The sequence below is a fragment of the Pseudomonas shirazensis genome, assembly GCF_050496565.1.
Taxonomy (GTDB): domain Bacteria; phylum Pseudomonadota; class Gammaproteobacteria; order Pseudomonadales; family Pseudomonadaceae; genus Aquipseudomonas; species Aquipseudomonas shirazensis_A.
In genome coordinates, this window is sequence record NZ_JBNWAE010000014.1 from 15,490 (window position 1) to 41,304 (window position 25,815).

Here is a 25,815-nt window from a genome sequence, read left to right on the forward strand (position 1 = left end):
GGGGCCGAATACCGGCCCCTTGATGCGGCTCAGCCGATAACCGGCGCCTGCAAGTGGCGAGTCGGGTAATGCTGTTCATACACCTTGCACACCCGCAGCACCTGCTCATCGGCAAAGCGTCCGGCCACCACCTGCAGGCCCACCGGCAGCCCTTCGCGGGTGAAGCCACAGGGCACCGAGGCCGCCGGTTGCTGGGTCAGGTTGAACGGGTAGCTGAACGGCGTCCACTCCATCCACTGCTCCAATCCCGACCCTGGCGGCACGTTGTGGCCGGCGGCAAACGCCACCAGCGGCATCATTGGCGACACCAATACGTCATAGCGCTGATGGAAGGCGTTCATCCGCGCCACCAGCTCGGCCCGCGCTTCAAGCGCTGCGGTGTATTGCTCGAGACTGATGGCCGCACCTTGCTCGGCAATCCAGCGCAGGCCCGGATCAAGCAGCTCGCGCTGGGCTGAGGTCAACTGGCTGGCCAGCCGCGCCGCGCCGGCGAACCACAGGGTATTGAATGTTGCCAGCGGGTCGGTAAACCCAGGGTCGACTTCTTCGACCTGAGCGCCCAACCGCGCCAGGCGCTGCACTGCCTGAGCGGTCAGGGCCTGAATCTGCGGGTCGACGCTGACATAACCAAAGTCCGCGCTATAGCCGATGCGCAGCCCGCTCAAGTCCTGCTCCGCGGCCAGCCAGGGTCGCTGGCGCGGTGCTCCGGCGAGGCCGTCGCGCGGATCGGGGCGAGCCACGCAGTCGAGCATCAGCACAGCATCGTCGACCGTGCGCGTCATCGGCCCGAGGTGCGAGAGGATGGTCATGGCGCTGGCCGGCCACTGCGGCACATAACCAAAGGTTGGCTTGATGCCGAAGGTGCCGGTGAACGCGCAGGGGATGCGGATCGAGCCGCCGGCATCGCTGCCCTGGTGCAACACACCGAGGTTTAGCGCTGCCGCCGCTGCCGCACCGCCGGACGAGCCGCCGGCGGTGAGCCGGGTATCCCACGGGTTACGCGTGATGCCATACAGCGGGTTGTCGGTGACGCCCTTCCAGCCGAACTCAGGCGTGGTGGTCTTGCCCAGCAGCACCGCGCCGGCTTCACGCATGAACCCGCTGAACGGCGCGTCTATGTCCCACGGCCCAGTTGCCGAAGACGTCAGCGAGCCCTTGCGGGTGGGCATGCCGCGTGTCAGGGTCAGGTCCTTGATCGAGGTCGGCAGGCCATCCAGGCGGCCACACGGCTCGCCGCGCTGCCAGCGTTGTTCGCTGGCGCGGGCGGCGGCGCGGGCACCTTCGGCGTCGACATGGCAGTAGGCGTTGACCGCCGGGTTGTGCTTGTCGATGCGGGCCAGCACGTCATCGACCACCTCGAGCGGAGACAGCTGGCGCCGTTGATACAGGTCGAGCAGCTCGACGGCGGTGAACTCGCCGATAGCGGTTTTACCGGTCATCTCAATGGGCTCCCTGATTGGCGGCCTGGACCATCGCCCGCAGCAGTACATCACAGCCATCGGCCAAATCCTGCGGCGCAGCGTTTTCGATTTCGTTGTGGCTTATGCCGCCTTCGCACGGTACGAAGATCATCCCCGCAGGCCCCAGCTCGGCGACAAAAATCGCATCGTGGCCAGCGCCGCTGACGATATCCAGATGGCTCAGGCCCAGCGCGACTGCGCCCTGGCGCACAGCGTCGACACACTGCTCGGCGAAGTACAGCGGCGGGAAGTCAGCGGTTGGCGTCAGCTCGAAGCTCAGGCCGTGTTTGGCCGTAGTGGCTTCGATCACTGCACGTACCTCGGCGACCATCGCATCGAGCTGCTGCGGGTCGAGGTGACGCAGGTCGATGGTCATGTGCACCTGGCCGGGGATCACGTTGCGCGAGCCGGGGTGCAGGCTCAGGCAGCCGACCGTGCCGCAGGCATGCGGTTGATGGGCATGGGCGATGCGGTTGACCGCGCTGACGACATCGGCGGCGCCGACCAGCGCATCCTTGCGCAGGTGCATCGGCGTCGGCCCGGCGTGGGCTTCGACGCCGGTCAACACCAGGTCGAACCACTTCTGCCCAAGGCAACCCTGCACCACGCCAATGGTGGTGCGCTGGTCTTCCAGCACCGGGCCTTGTTCGATATGCGCCTCGAAATAGGCGCCGACCGCATGGCCGGTAGGCACGCGCGGGCCGGCGTAGCCGATGCGCGTAAGCTCGGCACCGACCGACAGGCCCTGCTCGTCGCGCTTGGCCAGGGTCTCGCCGAGGTCGAACTTGCCGGCAAATACCCCGGAACCCATCATGCACGGCGGGAAGCGCGAGCCTTCTTCGTTGGTCCACACCACCACTTCCAGCGGTGCCTCGGTTTGCAGGCCGAGGTCGTTGAGGGTGCGGATCACCTCCAGCCCGGCCATCACCCCGTAGCAACCGTCGAACTTGCCGCCGGTGGGCTGCGTGTCGATATGGCTGCCGGTCATCACTGGCGCTAGATCAGGATTGCGCCCAGGGCGACGGGCGAAAATATTGCCGATGGCGTCGACGCTGACGCTGCAACCGGCGTCCGTGCACCATTGCACGAACAGGTCGCGCGCCTGGCGGTCAAGGTCGGTCAGGGCCAGCCGGCACACGCCGCCTTTGGCGGTGGCGCCGAGGCGGGCGAGGTCCATCAGCGACTGCCAGAGGCGCTCGCGGCTGATCAAAGCGCCCTGGCCGAGGGGTGCTTGTGCGGGATCGATAGGGTTTTGGCTGTTCATGGTCGGTCTCCTTCAGGCGCTCAAGGCCAGGTAGCGGTTCTTGATGCTCGGGTCGGCGCGGAACTGCTCGGCGCTGCCCTGATAGGCCACGCGGCCTTGTTCAAGTACGTAGTGGCGGTCGGCGAGGGCATCGCAGACCTTGAGGTTCTGCTCGACCAGCAGGATCGACAGGCCTTCATCCTTGATCCGCCGCAGGATCTTCACCAGCTCGTCGACGATCACCGGGGCCAGGCCTTCGGTCGGCTCGTCGAGGATCAGCAGCTTCGGCCCATTGAGTAGCGCGCGGGCAATCGCCAGCATCTGCTGCTCGCCACCGGACAGGGCAAAGCCGCTGTTGCGGCGGCGCTCCTTGAGCCGCGGGAACATCGCGTAGACGTCCTCCAGCTGCCAGCGGCTGTGCTTGCGCGCGGCGATCTTGAGGTTTTCTTCGACGTCCAGCTGGCGGAAGATGCCGCGGTGTTCCGGCACCAGCGCGATGCCCTGGCGGGCGATGTCAAAGATCTCGCGACCGACCAGCGGCTGGCCGTTGAAGTGGATCTGGCCCTGGCGCGGGCGGACGATGCCAAGGATGCTGCGCAGGGTGGTGGTCTTGCCGGCGCCGTTACGCCCGAGCAGGGTCACCAGCTCGCCGGCCTCGACCTTGAGCGAAACGCCCTCGAGCACGTGGCTCTTGTCGTAGTAGGAATGGATCGATTCGACGCTGAGCATCAGGCGGCCTCTCCAAGGTAAGCGGTACGCACGCGTTCGTCGTTGCGCACCTGATCCGGGGTGCCTTCGACCAGGATCTGGCCGTGGCTCATGACGGTAATGCGTTGGCTGATCGACATGACGATGCTCATGTTGTGTTCGATCAGCAGTACGGTGTGGTCGCGGCCCAGGTCGCAGATCAGGTCGGTCATCACCGGGATGTCATCGATGCCCATGCCCGAGGTGGGCTCGTCGAGCATCAGCAAGGTGGGCTTGGCGCAGATCGACATGCCGACTTCCAGCACCCGCTGCTGGCCGTGCGACAGCTCGCCGGCGAGAGTCTCGGCGCGGCCGTTGAGCTTGAGCCGTTCAAGCACTTGGTCAGCGGTGTCCCAATGGCTGCGCTTGTGCTCGACGCTGCGCCAGAAGTTGAGCGCGCCAAGGCCATCGCGACCCTGCGCGGCCAGGCGCAGGTTCTCGCGCACGCTGAGGTTCTGGAACAGGCTGGTGAGCTGGAACGAGCGCGCCATGCCCAGGGCGACGCGGCCATGGGACGGTTTGCGGACGATGTCCTGGCCGTTGAGGAGGATCTTGCCGGCGGTGGCCTGGCGCTCGCCGGTAAGGCAGTGGAACAGGCTGGTCTTGCCGGCGCCGTTGGGCCCGATCACGGTGTGGATGGTGCCGGCGCGGACTTTCAGGTCGACGCCATCGACGGCATGGAACGGCCCGTAGGCCAGTTGCAGGTTGTGTGTTTCGAGGAGGAATTCGCTCATTACAGCTGCTCCTTGGTCTTGGCGTCGGCGGTGGGCGAAGGGCGCAGGCGCTTGGCCAGATCAGCCAGGCCGCCCCACAGCCCGCCGCGCATGAACACCACCACCAGAATCAGGATCACCCCCAACAGCATCAACCAACGCGGCCACAGCTCCGACAGCACGTCACCGAGCAACACGATCGCACCGGCGCCAAGCAACGAGCCGAACAGCGAGCCGGTACCGCCGACGATGGTCATGATCAGGATGTTTTCGCTCATCATCAGGTCGATGTTCGACAGCGGGGCAAAGTGCAGCAGCATCGCGTACAGCGCTCCGGCGATGCCGGTGATGGCGCCAGACAACATGAACACCAGGATCTTGAAGTGACGGATGTCATAGCCGATGGCCGCAGCACGGGTTTCGTTCTCGCGGATCGCCAGCAAGGTGCTGCCGAACGGGGAGCGAATCACCCGCAGGGCGCCGGCGAAGATCAGCAGGAACAGCACCGCAACGAAAGCGTAGAAGTGGCGCGGATCGGCCAGGTCGAGCAAAACGTGCCCAGCAACCGTGATGTTCGGCCGTGGCACGTCGAGCAGCCCGTTATCGCCGCCGGTCCAGCCGCTCAGGGTGTAGGCCAGAAAGTACGCCATCTGGCTGAAGGCCAGAGTCAGCATGACGAAGTAGATGCCCTTGCGCCGGATCGCCAGCGCACCGACCAGCAAGGCCAGCAGCGCGCCGAACAGCGCCGCGCCAACCAGCGCGCCGAGCATGCCCCATTGCAGGTGGATCATCAGCAGCGCCGCGCCGTAGGCACCGGCACCAAAGAAGATGCCCTGGCCGAACGAGAGCAGGCCGGTGTACCCCAGCAGCAGGTTGCAGGCCAGCGCTGCCAGGGCGAAGATCAGAATCTCGGTGGCAAGGGTGGTCGACGGCAGGATCAGCGGTAGGCCGATCAAGGTCACGACCAGCAACAGCAGCAGCGCCGGGCCATGCCCTTTGGCCACGGCCAGTGGATTTTTCTCAGTCATGTTCATGCTCTCCCGAACAGGCCGTAGGGACGAACCAGGATCACCGCCGCCATCGCGCCGTAGATCATCAGGCTGGCGCCTTGCGGCCAGAGGCTGCTCATCATGCTTTGCACCACCCCGACCAGCAGGCCGCCAACCAGCGCACCGCCAAACGAGCCCATGCCGCCGATCACCACCACCACGAAGGCGATGCCGAGAATCTCCGGGCCAACGAATGGCTGTGCCCCGCGCAGCGGAGCGAACAGCACCCCGGCCACACCCGCCAGGCCTACGCCAAGGGCAAAGGTCAGCGAGAACAGGCGGAAGATGTTGGTGCCCAGCAGCGACACCGTCTCGGTGCTTTCACTGCCGGCCCGCACCAGGGCGCCGAAGCGGGTGCGCTCCAGCAGCAGCCACAGGCCAAGGCCGATCAAGGCGGCGAAGCCGATCAGGAACAGGCGGTAATACGGGTAGATGAAGTCGCCGATGATCAGCACCCCGCGCAGCTCCGGCGGCACCGCGATGTGCTTGCCGACCGGGCCCCAGATCAGCACCGAGGCTTCCTGGATGATCAGCGCGATACCCAGGGTGACGAGGATCTGGAAGGTGTGCGGCAAGTGGTAGATGCGCTTGATCAGCACTCGCTCGACCACCCAGGCCAGCGCGGCTACCGCCAGCGGCGCGATCAGCAGCGCCAGCCAGAAGTTGCCGGTCAGCGCCACGGCGGTGTAGCACAGGTAGGCACCCAGCAGAAAAAACGCACCGTGGGCGAAGTTGACGAAGTTGAGCAAGCCGAAAATGATCGTCAGGCCCACGGCAATGAGGAAGTAGATCATCCCCAGGCCAAGGCCGTTGAGCAGCTGGAACAGGTACAAATCGAGCATGAACGTGCCCTCTGCAGCGCGCCGCGCGCCTGCAATTTTGTCGAGTGGGAAGGCGTGGCGTCAGGCCAGGGCGCAACCGGTTTGAGAGACCTCGATGAACGAACGGCCGGCGTGCAGCACTTCGGCCAGGTCATCGTCATCGCGCATCTGCGCTTGAGGTTTGCCGCGCAGCAGGTAGTAGTCCTTGAGCACTTGATGGTCACCCGGGCGGATCAGCTCGTCGCCGGTCGGGCCCTGGAAGCTCATGCCCTGGAGGGCTTTGGACACTGCCGCGCCGTCGAGGCTGTTGGCCTTGATGATGGCTTCGAGCATGACCCGGGTGCCGATGTAGTCGGCCGCCAGCGGGTAATTGGGGTTGATGCCGTAGGCCTTGCGCGTGGCCGCGACCAGCTCGCGGTTGAGCGGGGTGTCGACCTGATGCCAGTACTGCGCACCGAGGTATACGCCTTCCAGGACGTCGCTGCCCAGCTCCTGGAACTGGTCGAGCCCGGCCGACCACACCAGCAGCACTTTCATCCGGTCCTTGATGCCGAAATTGACCGCCTGGCGCAGGGCATTGGATGACTGGCTGCCGAAGTTGAGCAGCACCAGCACGTCCGGCTTGGCGGCAATGGCGTTGGTCAGGTAGCCGGAGAATTCCTGCTCCTGCAGCGAGTGGTAGCTGTTGCCGATGTGCTCGATGCCGTGTTCGCTGAAGACCTTGCGTGCGTTGTCCAGCAGGGCGTCGCCAAACACGTACTGCGGGGTGATGGTGTACCAGCGCTTGGCTTCGGGCAGTAGCTTGATCAGCGGCACGAGGGTTTCGCGAATGGCGCCGTAGGTCGGCACCGACCAGCGAAAGGTCGAGCTGTTGCAGTCCTTGCCGGTGATCTCGTCGGCGCCGACCGGGGTCATGAACACGCCGCCGGCCTTGTTGATTTCCTTCGACACCGCCAGCGCCGAGGACGACAGCGTGCAGCCTTGGAAGAACCGCGCTCCGTCCTGGCCGATGGCCTCCTGGACCTTGCGTACCGCCTTGCCGGCGTTGCCCTCGGTGTCGATGACCTTGTACTTGAGCGGCTGGCCGAGCAGCTGCGGGTGCTCGGCGATCGCCAGGCGCGAGCCCATGTCGGCGTATTTGCCGTAACTGGCAAACGGCCCGGACATCGACTTGAGGCCATAGAAGGTCAACGGTTGCTCGGCGAACACCCGCGACGCTCCCAACGGGAGGCTGCCGAGGGCGCCGAGGGCAAGGCCTGCTTTGAGCAGGGTACGTCTTTGCATGAGTAACTCCTTGTTTGTGGTTATTAGGCAGGAGTGGCAATGACAAAGCGGGTACGGCCGGGCCTGTGAGCAGGCCTCTGTCCAGGCGAATCAGTGGTTGTGGCTGAACTCCAGGAGGAAGTTGCGGGCGACTTCGCCTTCCAGCGCAGTCATGTGGTGTTCGGCGTCGCACATGTGCTCGTGCATCAAGCGGCGCACGGTGGCTTCGTCGTTGGCGCGCAGGGCGTCGAGCAGTTGCTTGTGATAGTCGATGTTGGCTGCGGCGAATTGCTGGCGCTTGGGCAGGTAGGCTTTTTTCAGCACTACCAGGTCGCGCAGCAGGTCGTTGAGAAACACCGCCATGAAGCTCAGCAACGGGTTGGCGCAGCGTCCGGCCAGCAGGGTATGAAACTCGAGCTCGGCCAAACGCTGCTCGCGCTGGCCTTCTTCGCTGTCTTCCGGGGTGCTGCAGAAATCGATGTTGGCTTGCAGTGCGGCGTAGTCGGCCTCGCTGAGGCGGCCCATCACTGAAACCGCCAGCTCGACCTCGATGACTTTGCGCAGCTGATACACCTGCTCGCCATCCAGGTGCTGAAAATGCAGGTAGTTACGCAGCGCGCGGCTGGCCGGTTCGGTGCCGACTTCATTGAGGTAGGCGCCGCCGCTCGGGCCGGTGCGGGTGCTGACCAGGCCCTCGACTTCAAGCGCCTTGAGCGCCTCACGGGCGGTGCCCTTGGAACATTCGAAGTGCTCCATCAGCTCGCGCTCGGTCGGTAGACGGTCACCGGGGTGCAGCGCTTCGGTGACGATCGAGCGCTTGACCGACTCGACGATCATGTCCGACAGCTTCTGACGTTTGCGCTTGGATTTGAGCATGCGGGCTATTTTTCATATTTATGCGGATAAATAGGATTTAGCGAATTTGCGGCCGGGGGGTCAAGCGTTGAGGCGGGGAGGGGGTCGTAAATGGAGCGGATGGGTCGGCTACGGGTATGTGTGTTCAGCGGGCGGGCATGAAAAAGCCGCTGTAACCGGGTTACAGCGGCTTCGCCGGAGCAGACCGTTGATCAGTCTTTCGGGCCTTGCTCCAGATGGGCTGGGCTGCAGTACCACTGATTGCCACGGTGCAGCGCCCGGTCATTGGGCAGGTGCACGCCGCAGTGCGCGCAGCGCACCATGGTCAGCGGGTCATCCAGGCGCTGCGCGGGGCGCGCCTGCTGGCTGAGCTTGAATTTGCGCCACAGCCAGAACGCGGCGGCGATCAGGGCGATCCAGAAAAGTAGGCGAACCATGGTGTCCAGCTTGGTCGAGAAGAAGAGCCGACAGTCTAGGACGCGGGCAAAAAAAAAGGGAGGCCTTGGGCTTCCCTTTCTTTTTTGACTTGTGATTTTTGGGCTGCTTTGCAGCCCTTCGCGGGTGAACCCGCTCCCACAGGTCTAGCGCCGCTACAAACCCCCTGTGGGAGCGGGCTTGCCGGGACGCCGGACCGCCGCGAAGGGCCGCACAGCGGCCCCCTGCAATCTCAAATCAATCAAACAGACCAAAGGTCGCGTAGCTGAACCACGAACGGCTTTCTTCGGCTTCTTTCGGGCCGGCCGGCAGAATCGGATCACCGTCTTCATCTTTAGGCAGCAAGTCTTGCGGAATCTCCGAACGGGCATCCTTGAACTGACGAACCACGTCCTGGTTGGCGCGGGTTTCACCCGGCGGTAGCGGTGTGTCGGTCTCGATCAAACCCAGGGTCGCCTTGGACAGCCACGAACGTTGATCACCATCAGCTTGCTTGGGCTCGAAGCTGCCGTCGACCAGGCTTGGATGGTCCGGGTAGTTGAGCTTGAGGGTTTCCAGGCTGGTATTGGCCAGCTCGTCAAGGTGCAGATGCTGGTAAGCCTCGACCATCACCGCCAGGCCGTCACCGACCGATGGGGTTTCCTGGAAGTTTTCGACCACATAGCGGCCACGGTTGGCCGCAGCGACATAGGCCTGACGGCTCATGTAGTAGTCGGCAACATGGATTTCGTAGGCGGCCAGCAGGTTGCGCAGGTAGATCATGCGCTGCTTGGCGTCTGGCGCGTAGCGGCTGTTGGGGAAGCGACTGGTCAGCTGGGCGAACTCGTTATAGGAGTCGCGGGCAGCGCCCGGGTCACGCTTGGTCATGTCCAGCGGCAGGAAGCGCGCCAGCAGGCCACGGTCCTGGTCGAACGAGGTCAGGCCCTTGAGGTAATAGGCGTAGTCGACGTTCGGGTGCTGCGGGTGCAGCCGGATGAAGCGCTCGGCAGCCGACTTGGCAGCCTCTGGCTCGGTGTTCTTGTAGTTGGCGTAGATCAGCTCGAGCTGGGCCTGGTCGGCGTAACGGCCGAACGGGTAGCGCGATTCCAGGGCCTTGAGCTTGTTGACGGCACTGGTGTAGCTCTTGTTGTCCAGGTCGGCCTGCGCCTGCTGGTACAACTCGGCTTCGCTGAGGTTCTCGTCAATCACTTCCTTGTTCGAGGAACAGGCAGCGGTAAGCCCGAGGAGGGCGATCAGCAGCAGGTGTTTCACTTGCATGGCGGCTTGCGTCCTTTGACGGCCGCTGTCTTGGGCGGTGCCGTCCTGTTATGATGAGCGCCCCCGGGTTGACCCCAGGGCAAAAGAAGCCGTATTTAACCACAAGCGCGCAGTTGAAACCAAAGGCTGTGCGCCAGCCGAATCGAGCATGTCCGAGATCATCCAACTTAGCGAAGAGGTCCCGTCCGAAATGGGCGGCCAGCGCCTCGACCAGATCGCCGCCCAACTGTTCGGCGAATACTCGCGTTCGCGCCTGACCACCTGGATCAAGGACGGCCGTCTGACGGTCGACGGTCAAGTCGTGCGTCCACGCGATCCGGTCTATGGCGGTGCCAAGCTGGTCCTTGAGGCCGAACAGGAAGCCCAGGGCGAGTGGATCGCCCAGGACATCCCGTTGAACATCGTCTACGAAGACGAGCAGATCCTGGTGATCAACAAGCCTGCCGGGCTGGTTGTTCACCCGGCTGCCGGGCATGCCGACGGCACCCTGCTCAATGCCTTGCTGCACCACGTACCAGACATCGTCAACGTGCCGCGTGCGGGCATTGTCCACCGCCTCGACAAAGACACCACCGGCCTGATGGTCGTGGCCAAGACCCTGCAGGCGCAGACCAAGCTGGTCGAGCAGATGCAGAGCCGCAGTGTCAGCCGCATCTATGAGTGCATCGTGATTGGCGTGGTCACCTCCGGTGCCACCATCAACGCCCCGATCGGTCGCCACGGCGGCTCGCGTCAGCGCATGGCGGTGACCGAGACCGGCAAGCCTGCCATCAGCCACTACCGCGTGCTCACCCGCTTCCGTTCGCACACCCATGTGCGGGTCAAGCTGGAGACCGGCCGTACCCACCAGATTCGCGTGCACATGGCCCACGTTGGCTATCCGCTGATTGGTGATCAGACCTACGGCGGTCGCTTCCGCATCCCGCCTGCGGCCGAGCCCGAAATGGTCACTGCGCTGAAGACCTTCCCGCGTCAGGCCCTGCACGCACGCTTCCTCGCCCTCGATCACCCGCTCACGGGTGAGCGGATGCAATGGAAGTCGCCATTGCCGGAAGACTTCGTCGGCTTGCTGGAGCTGCTCCAGGAAGACCGCGACAGCTTTATCGGATGAACGGTCTGACGCAGCTGCTGCGCCCTGATTGGCCGGCCCCGGCCACGGTGCGCGCGTGCGTCACCACCCGTGCGGGTGGCATCAGCCTGCCGCCGTACGACAGCTTCAACCTTGGCGACCATGTCGGCGACGACCCGGCTGCCGTCAGCGAAAACCGCCGACGCCTCAGTGAGCAATTCGACATTCACCCCGCCTGGCTCAAGCAAGTCCACGGCGTGGTGGTGGCTGATGCTGACCCGGCGCAGGTGATGGAAGCCGACGCGAGCTGGTCCGACCAGGCGCACATTGCCTGTACGGTGATGACCGCCGACTGCCTGCCAGTGTTGTTCTGCGATCGTGCCGGTACCCGCGTTGCCGCAGCCCATGCCGGTTGGCGCGGGCTGGCGGGCGGCGTGCTCGAGGCTACCCTCGAGCGCCTGGCAGTGCCGGCCGATCAGGTACTGGTCTGGCTCGGCCCGGCCATTGGCCCGAGCGCATTCGAAGTAGGCGAAGAAGTCCGTGACGCCTTCACTGCAGAGCATCCGCAAGCTGCCGAGGCATTTGTGCCGGGTGAGCGCCCGGGCAAGCTGCTGGCCGACATCTATCAGCTGGCACGCATCCGCCTTGCGGCGCGCGGCGTGACTGCTGTTTATGGTGGTGGGCTGTGTACGGTCAGCGACCCGCGCTTCTACTCCTATCGGCGCACTCCGCAGGGTGGGCGGTTTGCCTCGTTGATCTGGCTTGATCCGCGCTGAGGGCTATCCCTTTCTAGGTCTTCTGGAATTGCGTCTGGCTTGATTGCGTCGGGGCCGCTTTGCGGCCCAATCGCGACACAAGGCCGCCCCCAGCATTGCCGGATCGTGCAGCGCTCATGAAACCCATGCCAACCAGTCAATCACCTCCGACCCCCTGTCCTCTGTGTAAAGAGTCCGATCAGTTGTAGGACATTGCCGCAACTGATCTCGATCAACCCGGCTAAGCTTGAAACTCCCAGAATAAGCCTTATCTATTAGTCATCTCTGGCAGGTTTCTTCATCAGGTGTGTCCATCGCTCCGGCCTGCCCTTATTTAGGAAGGTATCCCCATGCGAATAGACCGATTAACCAGCAAGCTGCAATTAGCATTATCTGACTCGCAATCCCTGGCGGTGGGCATGGACCACCCAGCCATCGAGCCCTTGCACCTGCTGCAAGCGCTGATCGACCAGCAAGGTGGTTCGATCAAGCCATTGCTGATGCAGGTCGGCTTTGACGTCAACAGCCTGCGCAAGGCGCTGAGCAAAGAGCTCGACCAGCTGCCGAAAATCCAGAACCCGACCGGCGACGTCAACATGTCGCAGGACCTGGCGCGCATGCTCAACCAGGCCGACCGTCTGGCCCAGCAGAAGGGTGATCAGTTCATCTCCAGCGAACTGGTCCTGCTGGCGGCCATGGACGAGAACAGCAAGGTTGGCAAACTGTTGCTCGGCCAGGGCGTGAGCAAGAAAGCCCTGGAAAACGCCATCAACAACCTGCGTGGCGGCGCGGCGGTCAACGACGCCAACGTCGAAGAGTCGCGTCAGGCTCTGGACAAGTACACCGTCGACCTCACCAAGCGCGCCGAAGAAGGCAAGCTTGACCCGGTAATCGGCCGTGACGACGAGATCCGCCGCACCGTGCAGGTGCTGCAACGCCGGACCAAGAACAACCCGGTGCTGATCGGCGAGCCTGGCGTGGGTAAAACCGCCATCGCCGAAGGCCTGGCCCAGCGCATTATCAATGGCGAAGTGCCGGACGGCCTCAAAGGCAAGCGCCTGCTCGCCCTGGATATGGGTGCGCTGATCGCTGGCGCCAAGTACCGCGGCGAGTTCGAAGAGCGCCTCAAAGGCCTGCTCAACGAGCTGTCCAAGCAGGAAGGGCAGATCATCCTGTTCATCGACGAGCTGCACACCATGGTCGGCGCCGGTAAAGGCGAGGGCGCCATGGACGCCGGCAACATGCTCAAACCGGCCTTGGCCCGTGGTGAGCTGCACTGCGTTGGCGCCACCACGCTCAACGAGTACCGCCAGTTCATCGAGAAGGACGCGGCGCTTGAGCGGCGCTTCCAGAAGGTACTGGTCGAGGAGCCGAGCGAGGAAGACACCATCGCCATCCTGCGCGGCCTGAAAGAGCGCTATGAAGTGCACCACAAGGTGGCCATCACCGACGGTGCGATCATTGCCGCGGCCAAGCTCAGCCACCGCTACATCACCGATCGTCAGTTGCCGGACAAGGCCATCGACCTGATCGACGAAGCGGCCAGCCGCATCCGTATGGAGATCGACTCCAAGCCGGAAGTGCTCGACCGCCTCGACCGTCGTCTGATTCAGCTCAAGGTCGAATCCCAGGCGTTGAAAAAAGAAGAAGACGAGGCGGCGAAAAAACGCCTCGAGAAGCTGCACGAAGAAATCCAGCGACTGGAGCGTGAATACTCCGACCTGGAAGAAATCTGGCAGTCGGAAAAAGCCGAAGTACAGGGCTCGGCACAGATCCAGCAAAAGATCGAGCAAGCCCGTCAGGAGCTTGAAGCCGCCCGCCGCAAAGGCGACCTGAGCCGTATGGCCGAGCTGCAGTACGGGGTGATCCCGGACCTGGAGCGCAGCCTGCAGATGGTCGACCAGCACGGCAAGAGCGAAAACCAGCTGCTGCGCAACAAGGTCACTGAAGAAGAGATCGCCGAAGTGGTCTCGAAGTGGACCGGCATCCCGGTGTCGAAAATGCTCGAAGGCGAGCGCGACAAGTTGCTGAAAATGGAAGCGCTGCTGCACCAGCGCGTGATCGGCCAGCACGAGGCTGTAACCGCCGTGGCCAACGCCGTGCGCCGTTCGCGGGCCGGGCTGTCTGACCCGAACCGGCCAAGTGGTTCGTTCATGTTCCTCGGCCCGACCGGGGTAGGTAAAACCGAACTGTGCAAAGCCTTGGCCGAGTTCCTGTTCGACACCGAAGAGGCCATGGTGCGTATCGATATGTCCGAGTTCATGGAGAAACATTCCGTGGCTCGCCTGATCGGTGCTCCACCAGGCTATGTCGGTTACGAAGAGGGCGGTTATCTGACCGAAGCGGTGCGCCGCAAGCCGTACACCGTGTTGCTGCTGGACGAGGTCGAGAAGGCCCACCCGGATGTGTTCAACGTATTGCTGCAAGTGCTTGAAGACGGTCGCCTGACCGACAGCCATGGCCGTACGGTGGACTTCCGCAACACGGTCATCGTGATGACCTCCAACCTCGGCTCGGCACAGATCCAGGAGTTGGTCGGCGACCGTGAGGCACAGCGTGCGGCGGTAATGGACGCGGTGGGTAACCACTTCCGGCCGGAGTTCATCAACCGGATCGACGAGGTGGTGGTGTTCGAGCCGCTGGGCCGTGAGCAGATCGCCGGTATTACCGAGATCCAGCTGGGCCGCCTGCGCAGCCGCCTGGCCGAGCGCGAGCTGTCGCTGGAGCTGAGCCCGGAGGCGATCGACAAGCTGATCGCGATTGGCTACGACCCGGTGTATGGCGCACGTCCACTCAAGCGCGCAATCCAGCGCTGGATCGAAAACCCGCTGGCGCAGTTGATCCTGGCAGGGCAGTTTATGCCAGGGACGACGATTACCGCCAAGGTCGAAGGCGAAGAAATCGTCTTCGAATAAAAAATAATCTTGAGCCCCGCAGATGCGGGGCTTTTTTTTGCGCGGATTTCTCGTGTTTTTTCCTGGCGTGGTCATCAATCCAGAAAAAAAATGCCTGAAACGACGATTATTTTTCCCGTTGTGAGGCCCAATTCAGCAGCCTTCTGCACCTTCCGTTTGGCTCGCACGACGCTCGTAAGCTACTGATTATCCCGGGAAAGCCCCAATTTACGGGGCTGTGAGGCAACCCTGAAAAATTATTGAAATTTATGCTTGCATCTAAAATCGAGTGCTCCTAATATACGCCCCGCTGTCAGCCACTAAGCAGATCGCCAGCGGTAACGACGATCTGAAAACAGTTTGCAAATCAGTAAGTTGAATGCAAATTGGGGGTTGACAAGCAAAACGAAGGATGTAGAATAGCCGGCCTCAGAGACGCAAACGCAGAAATGCAGAGTGTTGAAGAGATCGAAGCTTTAACAGCCTTCGAGATCGGAAGATCGAAGTTTAGTTCCGCGATAGCTCAGTCGGTAGAGCAAATGACTGTTAATCATTGGGTCCCTGGTTCGAGTCCAGGTCGCGGAGCCATTTCGGGGTGTAGCGCAGTCCGGTAGCGCGCCTGCTTTGGGAGCAGGATGTCAGGAGTTCGAATCCCCTCACCCCGACCATTTTCCGGGTCGTTAGCTCAGTTGGTAGAGCAGTTGGCTTTTAACCAATTGGTCGTAGGTTCGAATCCTACACGACCCACCAGTAAGATAAGGGTACCTCGACTGAGGTGCCCTTTTTCTTCGTCTAGAGTTTGATTTTGTACAGTTTCACCTTCGGGGTGTAGCGCAGTCCGGTAGCGCGCCTGCTTTGGGAGCAGGATGTCAGGAGTTCGAATCCCCTCACCCCGACCATATTCCGGGTCGTTAGCTCAGTTGGTAGAGCAGTTGGCTTTTAACCAATTGGTCGTAGGTTCGAATCCTACACGACCCACCATCCAAGAGAAGGGCACCTCGATTGAGGTGCCCTTTTTCTTTGTCTGGATTTTATCGTTGCCGGCGATATCAGCTGACTGCGGCGATCAGGCGAAAAAAAGGGCCGCAATCCATGCGGCCATTGTTGTCTCTACGATCAGTGCAGCTTGAGGCGTGGTTCTGTGCCACGGCCAATGCGGCTGCCCAGCATCAGCATCAGCGTGCGGAACAGCCCGTACAAGGCCATCTGATGCATCCGGTACAGCGAGATATAGAACATCCGCGCCAACCAACCCTCGAGCATCACACTGCCGGTCAGGTTGCCCATCAGGTTGCCCACCGCCGAGAAGCGCGACAGCGATACCAGGGAGCCGTAATCCTTGTAGGTGTAGGTCGGCAGCGTTTTGTTATCCAGCCGAGCCTGGATGCTTTTGACCAGCATCGAGGCTTGCTGATGCGCCGCCTGAGCGCGCGGCGGTACATTGCGGTCGCTGCCAGGGTGAGGGCAGGCCGCACAGTCGCCGAAGGCGAAGATATCGTCATCAAGGGTTGTTTGCAGAGTAGGGCGCACCACCAGCTGGTTGATCCGGTTGGTCTCCAGGCCGTCGATATCCTTGAGGAATGCCGGCGCACGAATGCCTGCAGCCCAGACTTTGAGGCTGGCCTTGATCACTTCACCGTTGGCAGTTTTCAGGCCTTCCTCGGTGACTTCGCTGACCGACGCATTGGTCATGATGGTAATGCCGAGCTTTTCCAAGGTCTTGTGCACCGGCACTCCGATGCGCTCGGGCAGTGCCGGCAGGACCCGTGGGCCGGCCTCGATAATGGTGATGTGCATGTCCTGCGGCTGGATTTTGTCCAGGCCATAGGCGGCCAGCTCATGCGCGGCATTGTGCAGTTCAGCGGCCAGTTCGACGCCGGTGGCGCCGGCACCGACGATGGCCACACTGATTTTTTCGCCCGCTGCATTACCGGCATGGGCACGCAGGTAGTGATTGAGCAGCTGCTGATGGAAGCGCTCGGCCTGTTTGCGGCTGTCGAGGAACAAGCAGTGCTGCGCCGCGCCCAAGGTGCCGAAATCATTGGTGTTGCTGCCAACTGCAATGACCAGCGTGTCGTAGCCCAGGGTGCGCGCTGGCAGCAGCTCGCGGCCGTCTTCATCGAGGGTGGCCGCCAGCTGGATCTGCTTGCTCTCACGTTCAAGGCCACTCATGCGGCCGAGCTGGAAGTTGAAGTGGTTCCATTTGGCCTGGGCGACGTAGTTGAGCTCGTCTTCCGAAGAGTTCAGCGAGCCCGCCGCCACTTCGTGCAGCAGCGGCTTCCAGATGTGCGTCAGGTTGGCGTCGACCAGGGTGATTTCGGCCTTTTTGCTCTTGCCCAGGCTTTTACCCAGGCGGGTCGCCAGTTCCAGGCCGCCGGCGCCGCCGCCGACAATCACGATGCGATGTGTCATGGAGATATCTCATAAGGTTAAACGAATGCTTGGCCCTGAGGGCCGGCGTCGTGGCCGAGGGGAGGGCGAGCGCAACGCAGCTCATAGCACCAGTCCACTCAACAGACGACTCAAAAGGCCCAGACCGATGGTCACTGCCACCACCAGCGCCAGGAGCAGCCATGGCCGAAAAGGCCTGCGCTCGACTTGATGCTGAGGGGCTTTGAGATACTCATCGACGCGACGCTGATCTTCAGGATTCAGGCGGCTGGTCATGGTGGGCCTCGTCAGATAGACGCTTGAGACTGCACGAACGCTACAGGGTTCGCGCACCAGGCAGCGACGAATGATAATACTTTCTGTCTATGCCGCCGAGTGTACGCCGCTGCAAAGACTCTCGGCAGTGGATCAAAGACTGATCCCGACATCGAAAACGATACTGCGTCCCAGGTTACCGCGCAGAAAATCCGGCGCGTCCGGGTGGGCGAACAGGACCCGGGCAAAGGTTGGTCCGACCAACGACAACGACCGCCAGCCCTGGCGCAGGTACTCGGTCGGTGGCGGGAAATGGCTGTTCAGGTCGAGCACTTCACGCTTGAGGCTGGCAAAAGCGATGATATCCAGCTCGTTCAGCTCTAGCCCGCGCTCGCGGTAGTTGTGGGCTTTTTTGCGCAGGGTTGGTGCCAGGCGCAGCAGTAGTTCCTGCGCGCTGATGCGTCTGGGGCGGGCTTCGCGGCGTACCAGCTGGCTCAGCGAGAAGGCACTGCGCCGCCGTTGTAACTCTTCGCGCCACTCGTCATTCAGCCGCCGACCCTCGTCGAGCACGAAAAACACCTCGAATGCTGCGTCGCGAAACAGCACGTCCGGCGGCTCTTGCCCGGCGGGCGTGAAGTCTTCGTTGCGGTAAGGAATGTTCAGCCCCTGCAGCAGGCGCTGGCAGACCCAACGCTCGCGTTCCCATTTGCGGGCATTGGACAGAAACGCATTGGCTTGTTCGGCCTGGATGGTAAGCAGGCGCAGGTAATCTGAGTCATCCATGGCTCAAGCTTAGCCGCTAATCTGTGAAGGTAAGATGTTGTTTAGCGATGAAAATCACCGCGTCCACAGGCCCACGCGGTCCCGTAGGAGCGGCCTTGCCGGGGCGCCGGACCGGTCGGAAAGGGTCGCGCAGCGGCCCCACGATTTGTGGCTCACTGCGAGAATGCCGGGCCAGCTCCGCTGGCCTTTCGCGACACAAGGCCGCTCCTACGCAGAGCGCGCCAGGCTTGGAAGGATGGATATTATTCACCACAGGAGGCATCAAACGTGATCAGCGCACAGGTGTTGTCCACCACCAGCCTCACTCTAGGCTGGCTGGCCTACCTGCCACTGCTGCTCTGGGCCATATCGAGCAGCAGCTGGATCGAGCTGTGCAGCGACCGTCGCCGCCAACACCTGTTGTTCGGAGCGATCTTCGCCTTGTTTGCGCTGTGGCTGGTGCGCCGCGACTTCGACACCGGCGTCTCCTACCACTTCATCGGCATGACTGCCGTAACCCTGCTGCTCGACTGGCCGTTGGCAATCGTCGCAGGCTTCATCGCCCAGCTCGGTCTGTTGGCGCTTGGCCGGCAGGAGCTGGCCGCGCTCGGCATCAACGGGCTGCTGATCGTCGGCCTGCCGGTACTGGTTACCGAAACCTGCGCGATCCTGGTCGAACGCGCACAGCCGCGTAACCTCTTTGTCTATATCTTTTCAGGCTTTTTCGCCGCCGCGCTGTCTGCCCTGCTGTGCCTGACAGCTGCCTTGGGCCTGCTCTGGGTCGATGGCCTGTTCGCCATGCCCGAGTGGCTAACGGATTTTGTCGGCTACCTGTGGCTGATGATGTTTCCCGAAGCCTTTATCAATGGCATGGTCATCAGTGCACTGGTGGTGTTCTGCCCGGAATGGCTGGAAACCTTCAACCGCACCCGCTACCTGCAGGCGCCGTGGAAGGATGACGAGCGCTGAGGCCCATCATCCAGGCATGGGCTCAGTGACGCGGCTCCAGATCAGCCGAATACAACTCATCTTCCGATTCCGGCGCGCCGGCAATCTTGTGTTCCTCGGCCGCCCAGGCGCCAAGGTCGATCAATTTACAGCGGTCGGAGCAAAACGGCCGGTTGACGCTGGCCTCGGTCCATTCCACAGGTGCGCCACAGGTCGGGCAATCAACGGACAACGGCTGGCTCATGGCTGGCCTCCTCGTAAAGTCAGGTAAAAGTGGTGCAACTGGTCGATCTGCTCGTGCAGCCAAGGCACATCGCGATCATTCACCAGCACATCGTCGGCATGCCGCAAGCGCTCCTCACGAGTCGCCTGCGCCGCCAGAATCGCCTGCACCTGCTCAGGGCTGGTGCCGTCGCGCTGCAATGTCCGCTGCACTTGTAGCGCCTGCGGCACATCTATCACCAGCACGCGCTGGGTCTTGCGATACTGCCCCGACTCGATCAACAGCGGCGAAACATACACCGCATAGGGCGACTCGGCCTTGGCCAGATAGCTGAAGATCTCCTGCCCGATCAACGGGTGCAGCAACGCTTCAAGCCAGCGCCGCTGTTCAGGGTCGGCAAAAATCAGCTGGCGCAGTGCCGCTCGATCAAGCTGGCCATCGCCCTGCAGCACGCCTGCGCCAAAGCGCTCGACGATACTGGCCAACGCTGGCCGCCCAGGCTCGACCACCCAGCGCGCAGCCTGATCAGCGTCGACCAGGTGCACACCCAGCTCGACAAAGCGCTCGGCCGCAGCGCTCTTGCCACTGCCGATGCCGCCGGTCAGGCCCAGGATCCAAGGGGAAAACGCCGCAGTGGTCATCAGATTCCAAGCAGTTGCAGGTAAGAGGGGTACATTTCATCACCCCAGAGCACAGCAATCCACCCCGCAATCGCCAGATACGGACCAAACGGCATCGCCGTGCCCAGCGAAGCGTTGCGCCAACGCAGCAAACACAGGCCGATCAACGCCCCCACCAGCGATGACAGCAGCAGCGTCAACGGCAGCACTTGCCAGCCGCCCCAGGCACCGAACAACGCCAGCAGCTTGAAGTCGCCGTAGCCCATGCCGTCCTTGCCGGTAACCAGCTTGAATAGCCAGAACACCGTCCACAGGCTCAGATAGCCCGCCACAGCGCCCCACACGGCATCCGGCAACGGCACAAACACACCGCAGGCATTCAGGATCAAACCGATCCACAGCATCGGCAGCACCAACACATCGGGCAGCAACTGATGCTCGCTGTCGATCAAGCTCAATGCCAGCAGACACCAGGTCAGCAACAGCGCAGCCAGCGCCGGCACCCCCGGCCCGTAGTGCCACGCCACCACCAGCGACAGCCCGGCGCAGGCCATCTCTATCAGTGGATAACGCACGCTGATTGCGCCCTTGCAGACCGCGCAACGCCCCCGCAGCAGCAGGTAACTGAGCACGGGAATATTCTCCCACGGCCGAATCCGATGCTCGCAGTGCGGGCAATGCGAAGCCGGTAGCGCCAGGTCAAACCGCGCATGCTCGGCGATCGGCAGCTCCAGCACCTCCTGCGCTTCACGCTGCCATTGGCGCTCCAGCATCACCGGCAACCGGTGCACCAGCACATTGATAAAGCTACCCACCAGCAAGCCCAGCAGTGTCGCCAAACAGATGAAGTAAACCGGCTGTGCGGTCAAAAACGTCCACAGATTCATATTCAGACCAAACTACCCAGCTGGAAAATCGGTAGATACATCGCCACCACCAAACCACCCACCAGTACCCCGAGGATCAGCACGATGGCCGGCTCGAGCAGGCCGGTCAACTGATCCAGCGCCTGGCTCACCTGCTCTTCATAATGACTGGCCGCCTTGGCCAGCATCTGGTCCAGCGTGCCACTGGACTCGCCGATGGCCGCAAGCTGCACCAACAACGGCGCAAACACCCGATCCGCACTCATCGCCTGATGCAACCCCAGCCCATTGGCCATGCCCTGGCGCAAACGCAAGATCGCCTGCTCATGCACCACGCCACCGCTGACCGACGCCACTGTCGCCAACGCATCCAGCAATGGCACTCCCGCTGTGTACGCAGTGCCCAAACTGCGCGCAAAACGTGCCAGTGCCGCCTGCGCCAGCAACCGCCCCAGCACCGGCACCTCAAGCAGCCGCAAAGATACCCACAAGCGCGTCGCAGCGTTGTGCTGATATAGCCAACGCAGCGCCGCTGTGGATAACACCATCAATAGCACCAGCCAGGGCGCATGCCGCCCCAGCCCTGTGGACAAGTCCAGCACCCATTGGGTGAACGCCGGCAAGTCCTTGTCAAAACCAGCAAACAACCCCTGAAACCGCGGTACCACCTCTAGCAGCAACAGCGCCGAAACCCCCAGCCCCGTCAGCAACAGCAGCAATGGATAAATCATCGCCTTGCGCACCCGCCGCTGCAGCGCCTGACGCTGCTCGAGCATATTCGCCAGCTCCTCCAATTGCCCATCCAACGTCCCCGACTGCTCACCCACCCGCACCAGGTTGCAGTACAGCCGATCAAACCAAAGCGGCTGGCGCTGCAACGCATCCGCCAGCCCCAGCCCAGCCGCCACATCCTGCTGCAATTTCACCAGCAACCGCCCCAGGCTCTCGTCGCCACCACTGCGGCCCATCACTTCAAACGCCTGCAACAACGGCACGCCCGCTTTCAGCAGCGTCGCCAACTGCCGACTGAACCCCGCCGCATCTGGCTGATCCCGCCGCTGCGGCCAGCTCAGCTGCCAGCCGCCCACGGGCTGCAGCCGCGCAATACTGATGCCCTGGCGCAGCAGCCCAGCCCGCACCCACGCCGGGCTGCGCCCCTCGCACTGGCCGCTGACCCGCGCACCGCTGCGGTCGGTGCCCTCCCAGGTGTAAACACGCGATGTCGTACTCATGCACAGCTCCTTGCGAGTGATGCGACAAGCCCGGTAACAGCTTGCCGCGCCCATCCATGGGCGGGTTGTGAAGATGCTCACTAGAGTAGTTCAGCGAACATGACGTCCTGCCGAGCAGGGGTGACAAAAGGTGTCTGTTGAGGCCTACTGCGCGCCTGCCAGGCTGACGTCCACAGTGGATGAAGGCTCAGCCGAATCAACAAGGAAACGCGTTCATGAAAGCCGAACAAGGCATCACCCTGATCGAACTGATGATCGTCGTCGCAATCATCGGCATCCTCGCCACCATCGCCGTGCCGATGTACACCAACCACCAGTCCCGCACCAAAGCCGCAGCCGGGTTACTGGAGATATCCGCGCTGAAAACCGCGATGGACCTGCGTTTGAATGAAGGCAAGGACGTGCCTGATGTGGCCGCGCTTGGTGGGCAGGCGACTACGGCGCATTGTGCGATTGCTGCCAGTGGCGTTGCGGCTACCGGGGTAGGGAACATTGCCTGCACGCTGGTGGAAGCGCCGGGGAATGTGGTGGGCAAGGTGATTACCCTGAGCCGGTCGGCGGCTGGGTGGGTTTGTAGTACCAGTATTGAAGAGGATCTGGCGCCTTCGGGGTGTAAGGCGGGGTAACGCTTAACTCGGTCACTTTGCCCCGGCGCTTGCGATCATGAGTTGCGTCCGTAGGTGCGCGATTGCTGGTGAGCAGGGGTTTGCCTAAGCGTTGCGGCTAGTGGTACGTTCGCGATACGCCGGTGTAGCTCAGTCGGTAGAGCAGCGCACTCGTAACGCGAAGGTCGTAGGTTCGATTCCTATCCCCGGCACCAGTAAAATCAATGGTTTAGGCGACTTGAAGTTCTCCCTGCTGTCAGTCGTGACAGCAGGGTGACAGCAACTGAATTGCATTTTTCAAAGCCTAACCTACCGCCCTCACCCTCCTAAGGGGAAGGTTGGCCGTTCGAACCGGCCCTGGGACGCCATATAACGCAATGGATTTGCCGGTTTTGTCTATCAGGACCGATGGGCCGTACCGGCAGCGTACCAGCGCCAGCATTTAGATGAGCCCCGTATAGAGACGATCTGGCGGGGCTTTTTCATGTGAGGAGGATTTATGCCAAGGAACCATCCCGCGTTCGTTGAGCGCCATTACGAAACTGCAGATGAGCTTTGGCTTGCCGTTTCGCCGATCAAAAAAATCAGTGACGGTCCGGAAGACATGATCTACAGGGGCCAGGCCGACGCCAAGTGGCCACTGGTGCCATCCATCCTAAGGCCTCGCCGGCAGCCTCCTCGTATTTCCAATCCTGAAATGATCGACGCGAGTGAAATGGTTTTCTATGAAATCCTAATGCTCAATGAGTTTGCCCGCCATTGCGACTCCATCGGGATAGCTGTGCCTAACGACTCTCCGGGTTTTAGGAGGGATGTAATTGAAGCTCAAACCGCAGACCGTTATCTCAAAGAACCTTCACTCTGGCCTAACCCAGAGGTGCTTGATCTGATGGCAATGGCACAACATCACCGCGTACCCACAAGATTGCTTGACTGGACTACCAGACCATTCACCTCGCTCTATTTTGCTGCCAGCTCTGCCCTCGCTAACTTTGACTCCTGGGCTACTGAGCAACGTCTAGCGATCTGGGTAATGAATCGATCTGAACTGGGTCTCCATCAGCAGATAAGGCTCCATACCTCACCTGGGGTCGTCAGCAAACATCTAGCAGCTCAGGGTGGCCTTTTCAGCATTCACCCTCACTCGGGATCACGCCGCGGCAAATTTGAAGTGCACAGCCTCGAAAACTATTTCGATGATATCCCACCGCCGCTTTTCAAGCTGACACTGCCCGTATTCGAATCGGCCCGGCTTCTGCGGCTGTGCTGTAGAGCTGGATTCAGTGGTGCTGAGATTTACCCTACACCGGACGGTGCAGGGAAGGCTGTCCTGGATGGTTTGAATATCGAAGCGGCTAGGTATCACTGGAACACAAACGAGATGCTTGTCCATCTTTAAATTAGCGCAGTCGAGTTTGCCAGTCAGTGATTACACGAAAGCCATCAGGTCATGGGCGTCCTCATTTTTGAGGAAACCCATTATGCTCACCTACCAGGCGTAATCGCCCGCTTTGACGCAGGCACATACGGCTTGTCGCCAACATAAAGCTGATTTGACCGCTCGGAATATTCTCAAATGCAGATGCTTCAATGTTTGCTCACGGACGAGGCACGGGCTCTTTCACTCTTTTATGTCGTTTCGCTGAATGCTGACTGACGCTTGCCAACATAAGAAGCGCCGCTCTACAGATCGCATAGTCAAACCCATAAGGTAAGCCACAACGATAGTTCGAAATCCTGCCTCAAAAAGCTGAAAGCAAATTTCAACTCCTCTCGGAGTTAGCTTGTTCGAATAGCGAAATTCTTCCCTTCCAACCTGAGTCGGCCTTTTAAAATTACGCGGGTGGCGAGGGTCTAGTTCTCCCCTAAATACAGACCTTGCTTGTTCCAATTCAGCATAGATCTTTTCTCTTCTCTCACTCTCTACCTTGGCCTGCTTTCGTATCACGGAATCAAGTCGCTTCAGCTCAGCTTCATAGAATCGTTCCGCAAATTCAAACACGTAAATGCTCATGTTAACTTGATAAGAGCAGATCTTAGTCGATCTTACTATTTTTGCCCTTAGTGACCTCAGTTTATCAAGTGCGTCTGCTTGATAGCCAGATTTCACTATAGCTGCGTAATCGACTGCCAAAGAGTGTCGACTTATATCCGCAGTAATCTTGTGAAGTCGATGTGCAAGATCATTGCGATACTTGATTAAGTTTTGAACATCTTCAGATTCCTGTTGTGTGGAAATGCCAAGATGGACAGCATAAGAGAAAGCCCTCCTAAGCTTTTTTCCTTCATCAGGATCCCGGCTGGCAATTTGACGAATAGCCTCCGCGTCCTCGGCTGAAATCTTATTTGCCTGCCGAGCCTCAAATGCTAAGCTCCAGATAACATCAGCCAAACGCTTCTCTTCAGCTGTTTTGCTAGCTTGCATGTGGTCAGCATCAGGAATCATTGGGTAAATGTTTTCGAGCATAAATCTTTTGAGGTCTTCAGTGTAAAACAAGTACAGAGTTGCCTCACAAGCGCGATAGCGCAGGATATTCATTTCTAGCGCTGAAGGTCGACCTCCTCGCGGGTCATGGTACTGGCTGCCAGGGAAATTGCCGCCATACGTAACCTCGTTACACGCGCGCTGCACACCAGGCATGTACTTGCTCTCTTTATTTTAAGGCTTCCTCTAACGGCTCTTCGGAGTAAGGAATGCTCTTGGATTTGACAAAATCCCTCAATAGTGGATTGAGGGAGTATATGCAGGATTCATCAGTGACTCGAACGACTGGTATGATATATCTAGCGTCTCGCATAAAAACGACTTCTTCATGCCATTCTCCCCACTGAACCTCTTCATCAGCCAGACCATCCAAAACCCTAACCTTGAAGGACGAAAAATGGGCGTAAGCTTTAATAAAATTCTGAACAAATATGGATTCTTTATCCCTTTGTCGGATCAGCTCTGCATCACTTGCAGCTTTCTGAATCGCTTCTGATGCCGAGCGTTCATAACGTAGTCGCCCATACTCCCAAATCCAGTGCAGCAAGAAGTAAATGGCTTCGCCGGTTAAGGTCCCAAGTCCAAGACCCAAGAACAGTGATATCAGCTCAACATACTGCTCGGGTCCGTGCATCGAAGTAACTTCAGTTGATACATAACTCCATGAAAAAAGAATAAATAGCGCCACACAAATGTACTTGATTGCTGCCTTCGGCGAAGTGAAAGCAGACAGTACCTTCAACAGAGATGATGCAGCGTCGTTCATGGGGACCCCGATAAGAACCAATGCAGGCGTTACGCTATCAGGTTTTATGGGCTCCGAACACCGTCGTATGAGGACAGCCCACTGGCACGGTCGGACGCTGC

At 60.9% G+C, this 25,815-nt stretch carries 25 protein-coding genes and 6 tRNA genes; 12 read left to right on the forward strand and 19 right to left on the reverse strand.

The genetic code is table 11. The annotated features are described in order from the left end of the window. Positions 1-29: 29 nt before the first annotated feature. From ACQZ2L_RS19135 to ACQZ2L_RS19180, 10 genes are all read right to left on the reverse strand, one after another. Entirely contained in the window at positions 30-1,439 is a 1,410-nt protein-coding gene (locus ACQZ2L_RS19135; protein WP_430327394.1) for an amidase, read from the reverse strand. Position 1,440: 1 nt separating this feature from the next. After that, positions 1,441-2,724: a Zn-dependent hydrolase gene (locus ACQZ2L_RS19140; protein WP_430327395.1), complete on the reverse strand. Its 1,284-nt coding sequence runs from the start codon at positions 2,722-2,724 to the stop codon at positions 1,441-1,443. A 12-nt stretch (positions 2,725-2,736) separates the two neighbouring features. Continuing rightward, positions 2,737-3,432: an ABC transporter ATP-binding protein gene (locus ACQZ2L_RS19145; RefSeq protein ID WP_101316221.1), complete on the reverse strand. Its 696-nt coding sequence runs from the start codon at positions 3,430-3,432 to the stop codon at positions 2,737-2,739. After that, positions 3,432-4,184, reverse strand: coding sequence for an ABC transporter ATP-binding protein (locus tag ACQZ2L_RS19150; RefSeq protein ID WP_101316223.1), 753 nt, complete (start codon positions 4,182-4,184; stop codon positions 3,432-3,434). Before ACQZ2L_RS19150 ends, ACQZ2L_RS19145 begins: the two co-directional genes overlap by 1 nt. Beyond that, positions 4,184-5,191: a branched-chain amino acid ABC transporter permease gene (locus tag ACQZ2L_RS19155; protein ID WP_430327396.1), complete on the reverse strand. Its 1,008-nt coding sequence runs from the start codon at positions 5,189-5,191 to the stop codon at positions 4,184-4,186. Before ACQZ2L_RS19155 ends, ACQZ2L_RS19150 begins: the two co-directional genes overlap by 1 nt. A 2-nt stretch (positions 5,192-5,193) precedes the next feature. Then, entirely contained in the window at positions 5,194-6,054 is an 861-nt protein-coding gene (locus tag ACQZ2L_RS19160) for a branched-chain amino acid ABC transporter permease (protein ID WP_101316227.1), read from the reverse strand. 60 nt (positions 6,055-6,114) lie between these two features. Further along, positions 6,115-7,317, reverse strand: coding sequence for an ABC transporter substrate-binding protein (locus ACQZ2L_RS19165; protein ID WP_101316229.1), 1,203 nt, complete (start codon positions 7,315-7,317; stop codon positions 6,115-6,117). Positions 7,318-7,407: 90 nt separating this feature from the next. Continuing rightward, the gene (locus ACQZ2L_RS19170) at positions 7,408-8,172 is read right to left on the reverse strand and encodes a FadR/GntR family transcriptional regulator (protein WP_430327397.1); all 765 of its coding nucleotides are present in this window, start codon (positions 8,170-8,172) and stop codon (positions 7,408-7,410) included. Between the two features lie 191 nt (positions 8,173-8,363). Continuing rightward, complete coding sequence (locus tag ACQZ2L_RS19175) at positions 8,364-8,588, reverse strand: PP0621 family protein (protein ID WP_101316233.1); 225 nt, start codon at positions 8,586-8,588, stop codon at positions 8,364-8,366. Positions 8,589-8,823: 235 nt separating this feature from the next. Further along, the gene (locus tag ACQZ2L_RS19180; protein ID WP_101316235.1) at positions 8,824-9,843 is read right to left on the reverse strand and encodes an outer membrane protein assembly factor BamD; all 1,020 of its coding nucleotides are present in this window, start codon (positions 9,841-9,843) and stop codon (positions 8,824-8,826) included. Positions 9,844-9,991: 148 nt separating this feature from the next. On the opposite strand from ACQZ2L_RS19180, the gene rluD reads away from it, so the two are divergent. From rluD to ACQZ2L_RS19220, 8 genes are all read left to right on the forward strand, one after another. Further along, positions 9,992-10,954: a 23S rRNA pseudouridine(1911/1915/1917) synthase RluD gene (gene rluD / locus ACQZ2L_RS19185; protein WP_430327398.1), complete on the forward strand. Its 963-nt coding sequence runs from the start codon at positions 9,992-9,994 to the stop codon at positions 10,952-10,954. Then, positions 10,951-11,688, forward strand: coding sequence for a peptidoglycan editing factor PgeF (gene pgeF / locus ACQZ2L_RS19190; protein ID WP_430327399.1), 738 nt, complete (start codon positions 10,951-10,953; stop codon positions 11,686-11,688). The genes rluD and pgeF overlap by 4 nt, the downstream gene beginning before the upstream one ends. A gap of 329 nt (positions 11,689-12,017) precedes the next feature. Further along, positions 12,018-14,582 (forward strand): ATP-dependent chaperone ClpB, encoded by a 2,565-nt coding sequence (gene clpB / locus ACQZ2L_RS19195; RefSeq protein ID WP_101316241.1) that lies wholly within the window; start codon positions 12,018-12,020, stop codon positions 14,580-14,582. A gap of 491 nt (positions 14,583-15,073) precedes the next feature. Then, positions 15,074-15,149: transfer RNA gene (locus ACQZ2L_RS19200), tRNA-Asn, on the forward strand. A gap of 3 nt (positions 15,150-15,152) precedes the next feature. Beyond that, positions 15,153-15,229: transfer RNA gene (locus ACQZ2L_RS19205), tRNA-Pro, on the forward strand. 6 nt (positions 15,230-15,235) lie between these two features. Continuing rightward, positions 15,236-15,311: transfer RNA gene (locus ACQZ2L_RS19210), tRNA-Lys, on the forward strand. A 72-nt stretch (positions 15,312-15,383) separates the two neighbouring features. Continuing rightward, positions 15,384-15,460 (forward strand) — tRNA-Pro (locus tag ACQZ2L_RS19215). A gap of 6 nt (positions 15,461-15,466) precedes the next feature. After that, positions 15,467-15,542: transfer RNA gene (locus tag ACQZ2L_RS19220), tRNA-Lys, on the forward strand. Between the two features lie 135 nt (positions 15,543-15,677). Here ACQZ2L_RS19220 and ACQZ2L_RS19225 read toward each other — a convergent pair. The 3 genes from ACQZ2L_RS19225 to ACQZ2L_RS19235 all read right to left on the reverse strand — a co-directional run bounded on the left by ACQZ2L_RS19225 (position 15,678) and on the right by ACQZ2L_RS19235 (position 17,990). Next, positions 15,678-16,973: an NAD(P)/FAD-dependent oxidoreductase gene (locus ACQZ2L_RS19225; RefSeq protein WP_430327400.1), complete on the reverse strand. Its 1,296-nt coding sequence runs from the start codon at positions 16,971-16,973 to the stop codon at positions 15,678-15,680. Between the two features lie 81 nt (positions 16,974-17,054). Further along, positions 17,055-17,228, reverse strand: coding sequence for a DUF3094 family protein (locus ACQZ2L_RS19230; protein WP_101316250.1), 174 nt, complete (start codon positions 17,226-17,228; stop codon positions 17,055-17,057). Between the two features lie 132 nt (positions 17,229-17,360). Beyond that, on the reverse strand, positions 17,361-17,990 hold the full coding sequence (locus ACQZ2L_RS19235; RefSeq protein ID WP_101316252.1) for a DUF1780 domain-containing protein: 630 nt from the start codon (positions 17,988-17,990) through the stop codon (positions 17,361-17,363). Positions 17,991-18,257: 267 nt separating this feature from the next. Here ACQZ2L_RS19235 and ACQZ2L_RS19240 point away from each other — a divergent pair, with 267 nt between their 5' ends. Next, positions 18,258-18,938, forward strand: coding sequence for an energy-coupling factor ABC transporter permease (locus ACQZ2L_RS19240; RefSeq protein ID WP_430327401.1), 681 nt, complete (start codon positions 18,258-18,260; stop codon positions 18,936-18,938). Between the two features lie 22 nt (positions 18,939-18,960). Here ACQZ2L_RS19240 and yacG read toward each other — a convergent pair whose 3' ends face one another. The 4 genes from yacG to ACQZ2L_RS19260 are packed head-to-tail and all read right to left on the reverse strand — an operon-like array spanning position 18,961 to position 21,858. Beyond that, positions 18,961-19,161 (reverse strand): DNA gyrase inhibitor YacG, encoded by a 201-nt coding sequence (yacG, locus tag ACQZ2L_RS19245; RefSeq protein WP_101316256.1) that lies wholly within the window; start codon positions 19,159-19,161, stop codon positions 18,961-18,963. Further along, complete coding sequence (coaE, locus tag ACQZ2L_RS19250; RefSeq protein WP_101316258.1) at positions 19,158-19,781, reverse strand: dephospho-CoA kinase; 624 nt, start codon at positions 19,779-19,781, stop codon at positions 19,158-19,160. Before coaE ends, yacG begins: the two co-directional genes overlap by 4 nt. After that, positions 19,781-20,647 (reverse strand): prepilin peptidase, encoded by an 867-nt coding sequence (locus ACQZ2L_RS19255; RefSeq protein ID WP_430327402.1) that lies wholly within the window; start codon positions 20,645-20,647, stop codon positions 19,781-19,783. The genes coaE and ACQZ2L_RS19255 overlap by 1 nt, the downstream gene beginning before the upstream one ends. Before the next feature lie 2 nt (positions 20,648-20,649). Then, positions 20,650-21,858, reverse strand: a complete 1,209-nt coding sequence (locus ACQZ2L_RS19260; RefSeq protein WP_430327403.1) for a type II secretion system F family protein — start codon at positions 21,856-21,858, stop codon at positions 20,650-20,652. Positions 21,859-22,073: 215 nt separating this feature from the next. Here ACQZ2L_RS19260 and ACQZ2L_RS19265 point away from each other — a divergent pair, with 215 nt between their 5' ends. From ACQZ2L_RS19265 to ACQZ2L_RS19275, 3 genes are all read left to right on the forward strand, one after another. Next, positions 22,074-22,484 (forward strand): pilin, encoded by a 411-nt coding sequence (locus ACQZ2L_RS19265; protein WP_430327404.1) that lies wholly within the window; start codon positions 22,074-22,076, stop codon positions 22,482-22,484. Between the two features lie 118 nt (positions 22,485-22,602). After that, positions 22,603-22,678 (forward strand) — tRNA-Thr (locus tag ACQZ2L_RS19270). A gap of 284 nt (positions 22,679-22,962) precedes the next feature. Continuing rightward, complete coding sequence (locus ACQZ2L_RS19275) at positions 22,963-23,862, forward strand: FRG domain-containing protein (protein WP_430327405.1); 900 nt, start codon at positions 22,963-22,965, stop codon at positions 23,860-23,862. 222 nt (positions 23,863-24,084) lie between these two features. Here ACQZ2L_RS19275 and ACQZ2L_RS19280 read toward each other — a convergent pair whose 3' ends face one another. After that, positions 24,085-25,104 carry a hypothetical protein gene (locus tag ACQZ2L_RS19280; RefSeq protein WP_430327406.1) on the reverse strand — a complete coding sequence of 340 codons (1,020 nt, stop codon included), beginning with the start codon at positions 25,102-25,104 and terminating at the stop codon, positions 24,085-24,087. 13 nt (positions 25,105-25,117) lie between these two features. Beyond that, positions 25,118-25,714: a hypothetical protein gene (locus ACQZ2L_RS19285; RefSeq protein ID WP_430327407.1), complete on the reverse strand. Its 597-nt coding sequence runs from the start codon at positions 25,712-25,714 to the stop codon at positions 25,118-25,120. Positions 25,715-25,815: the final 101 nt, after the last annotated feature.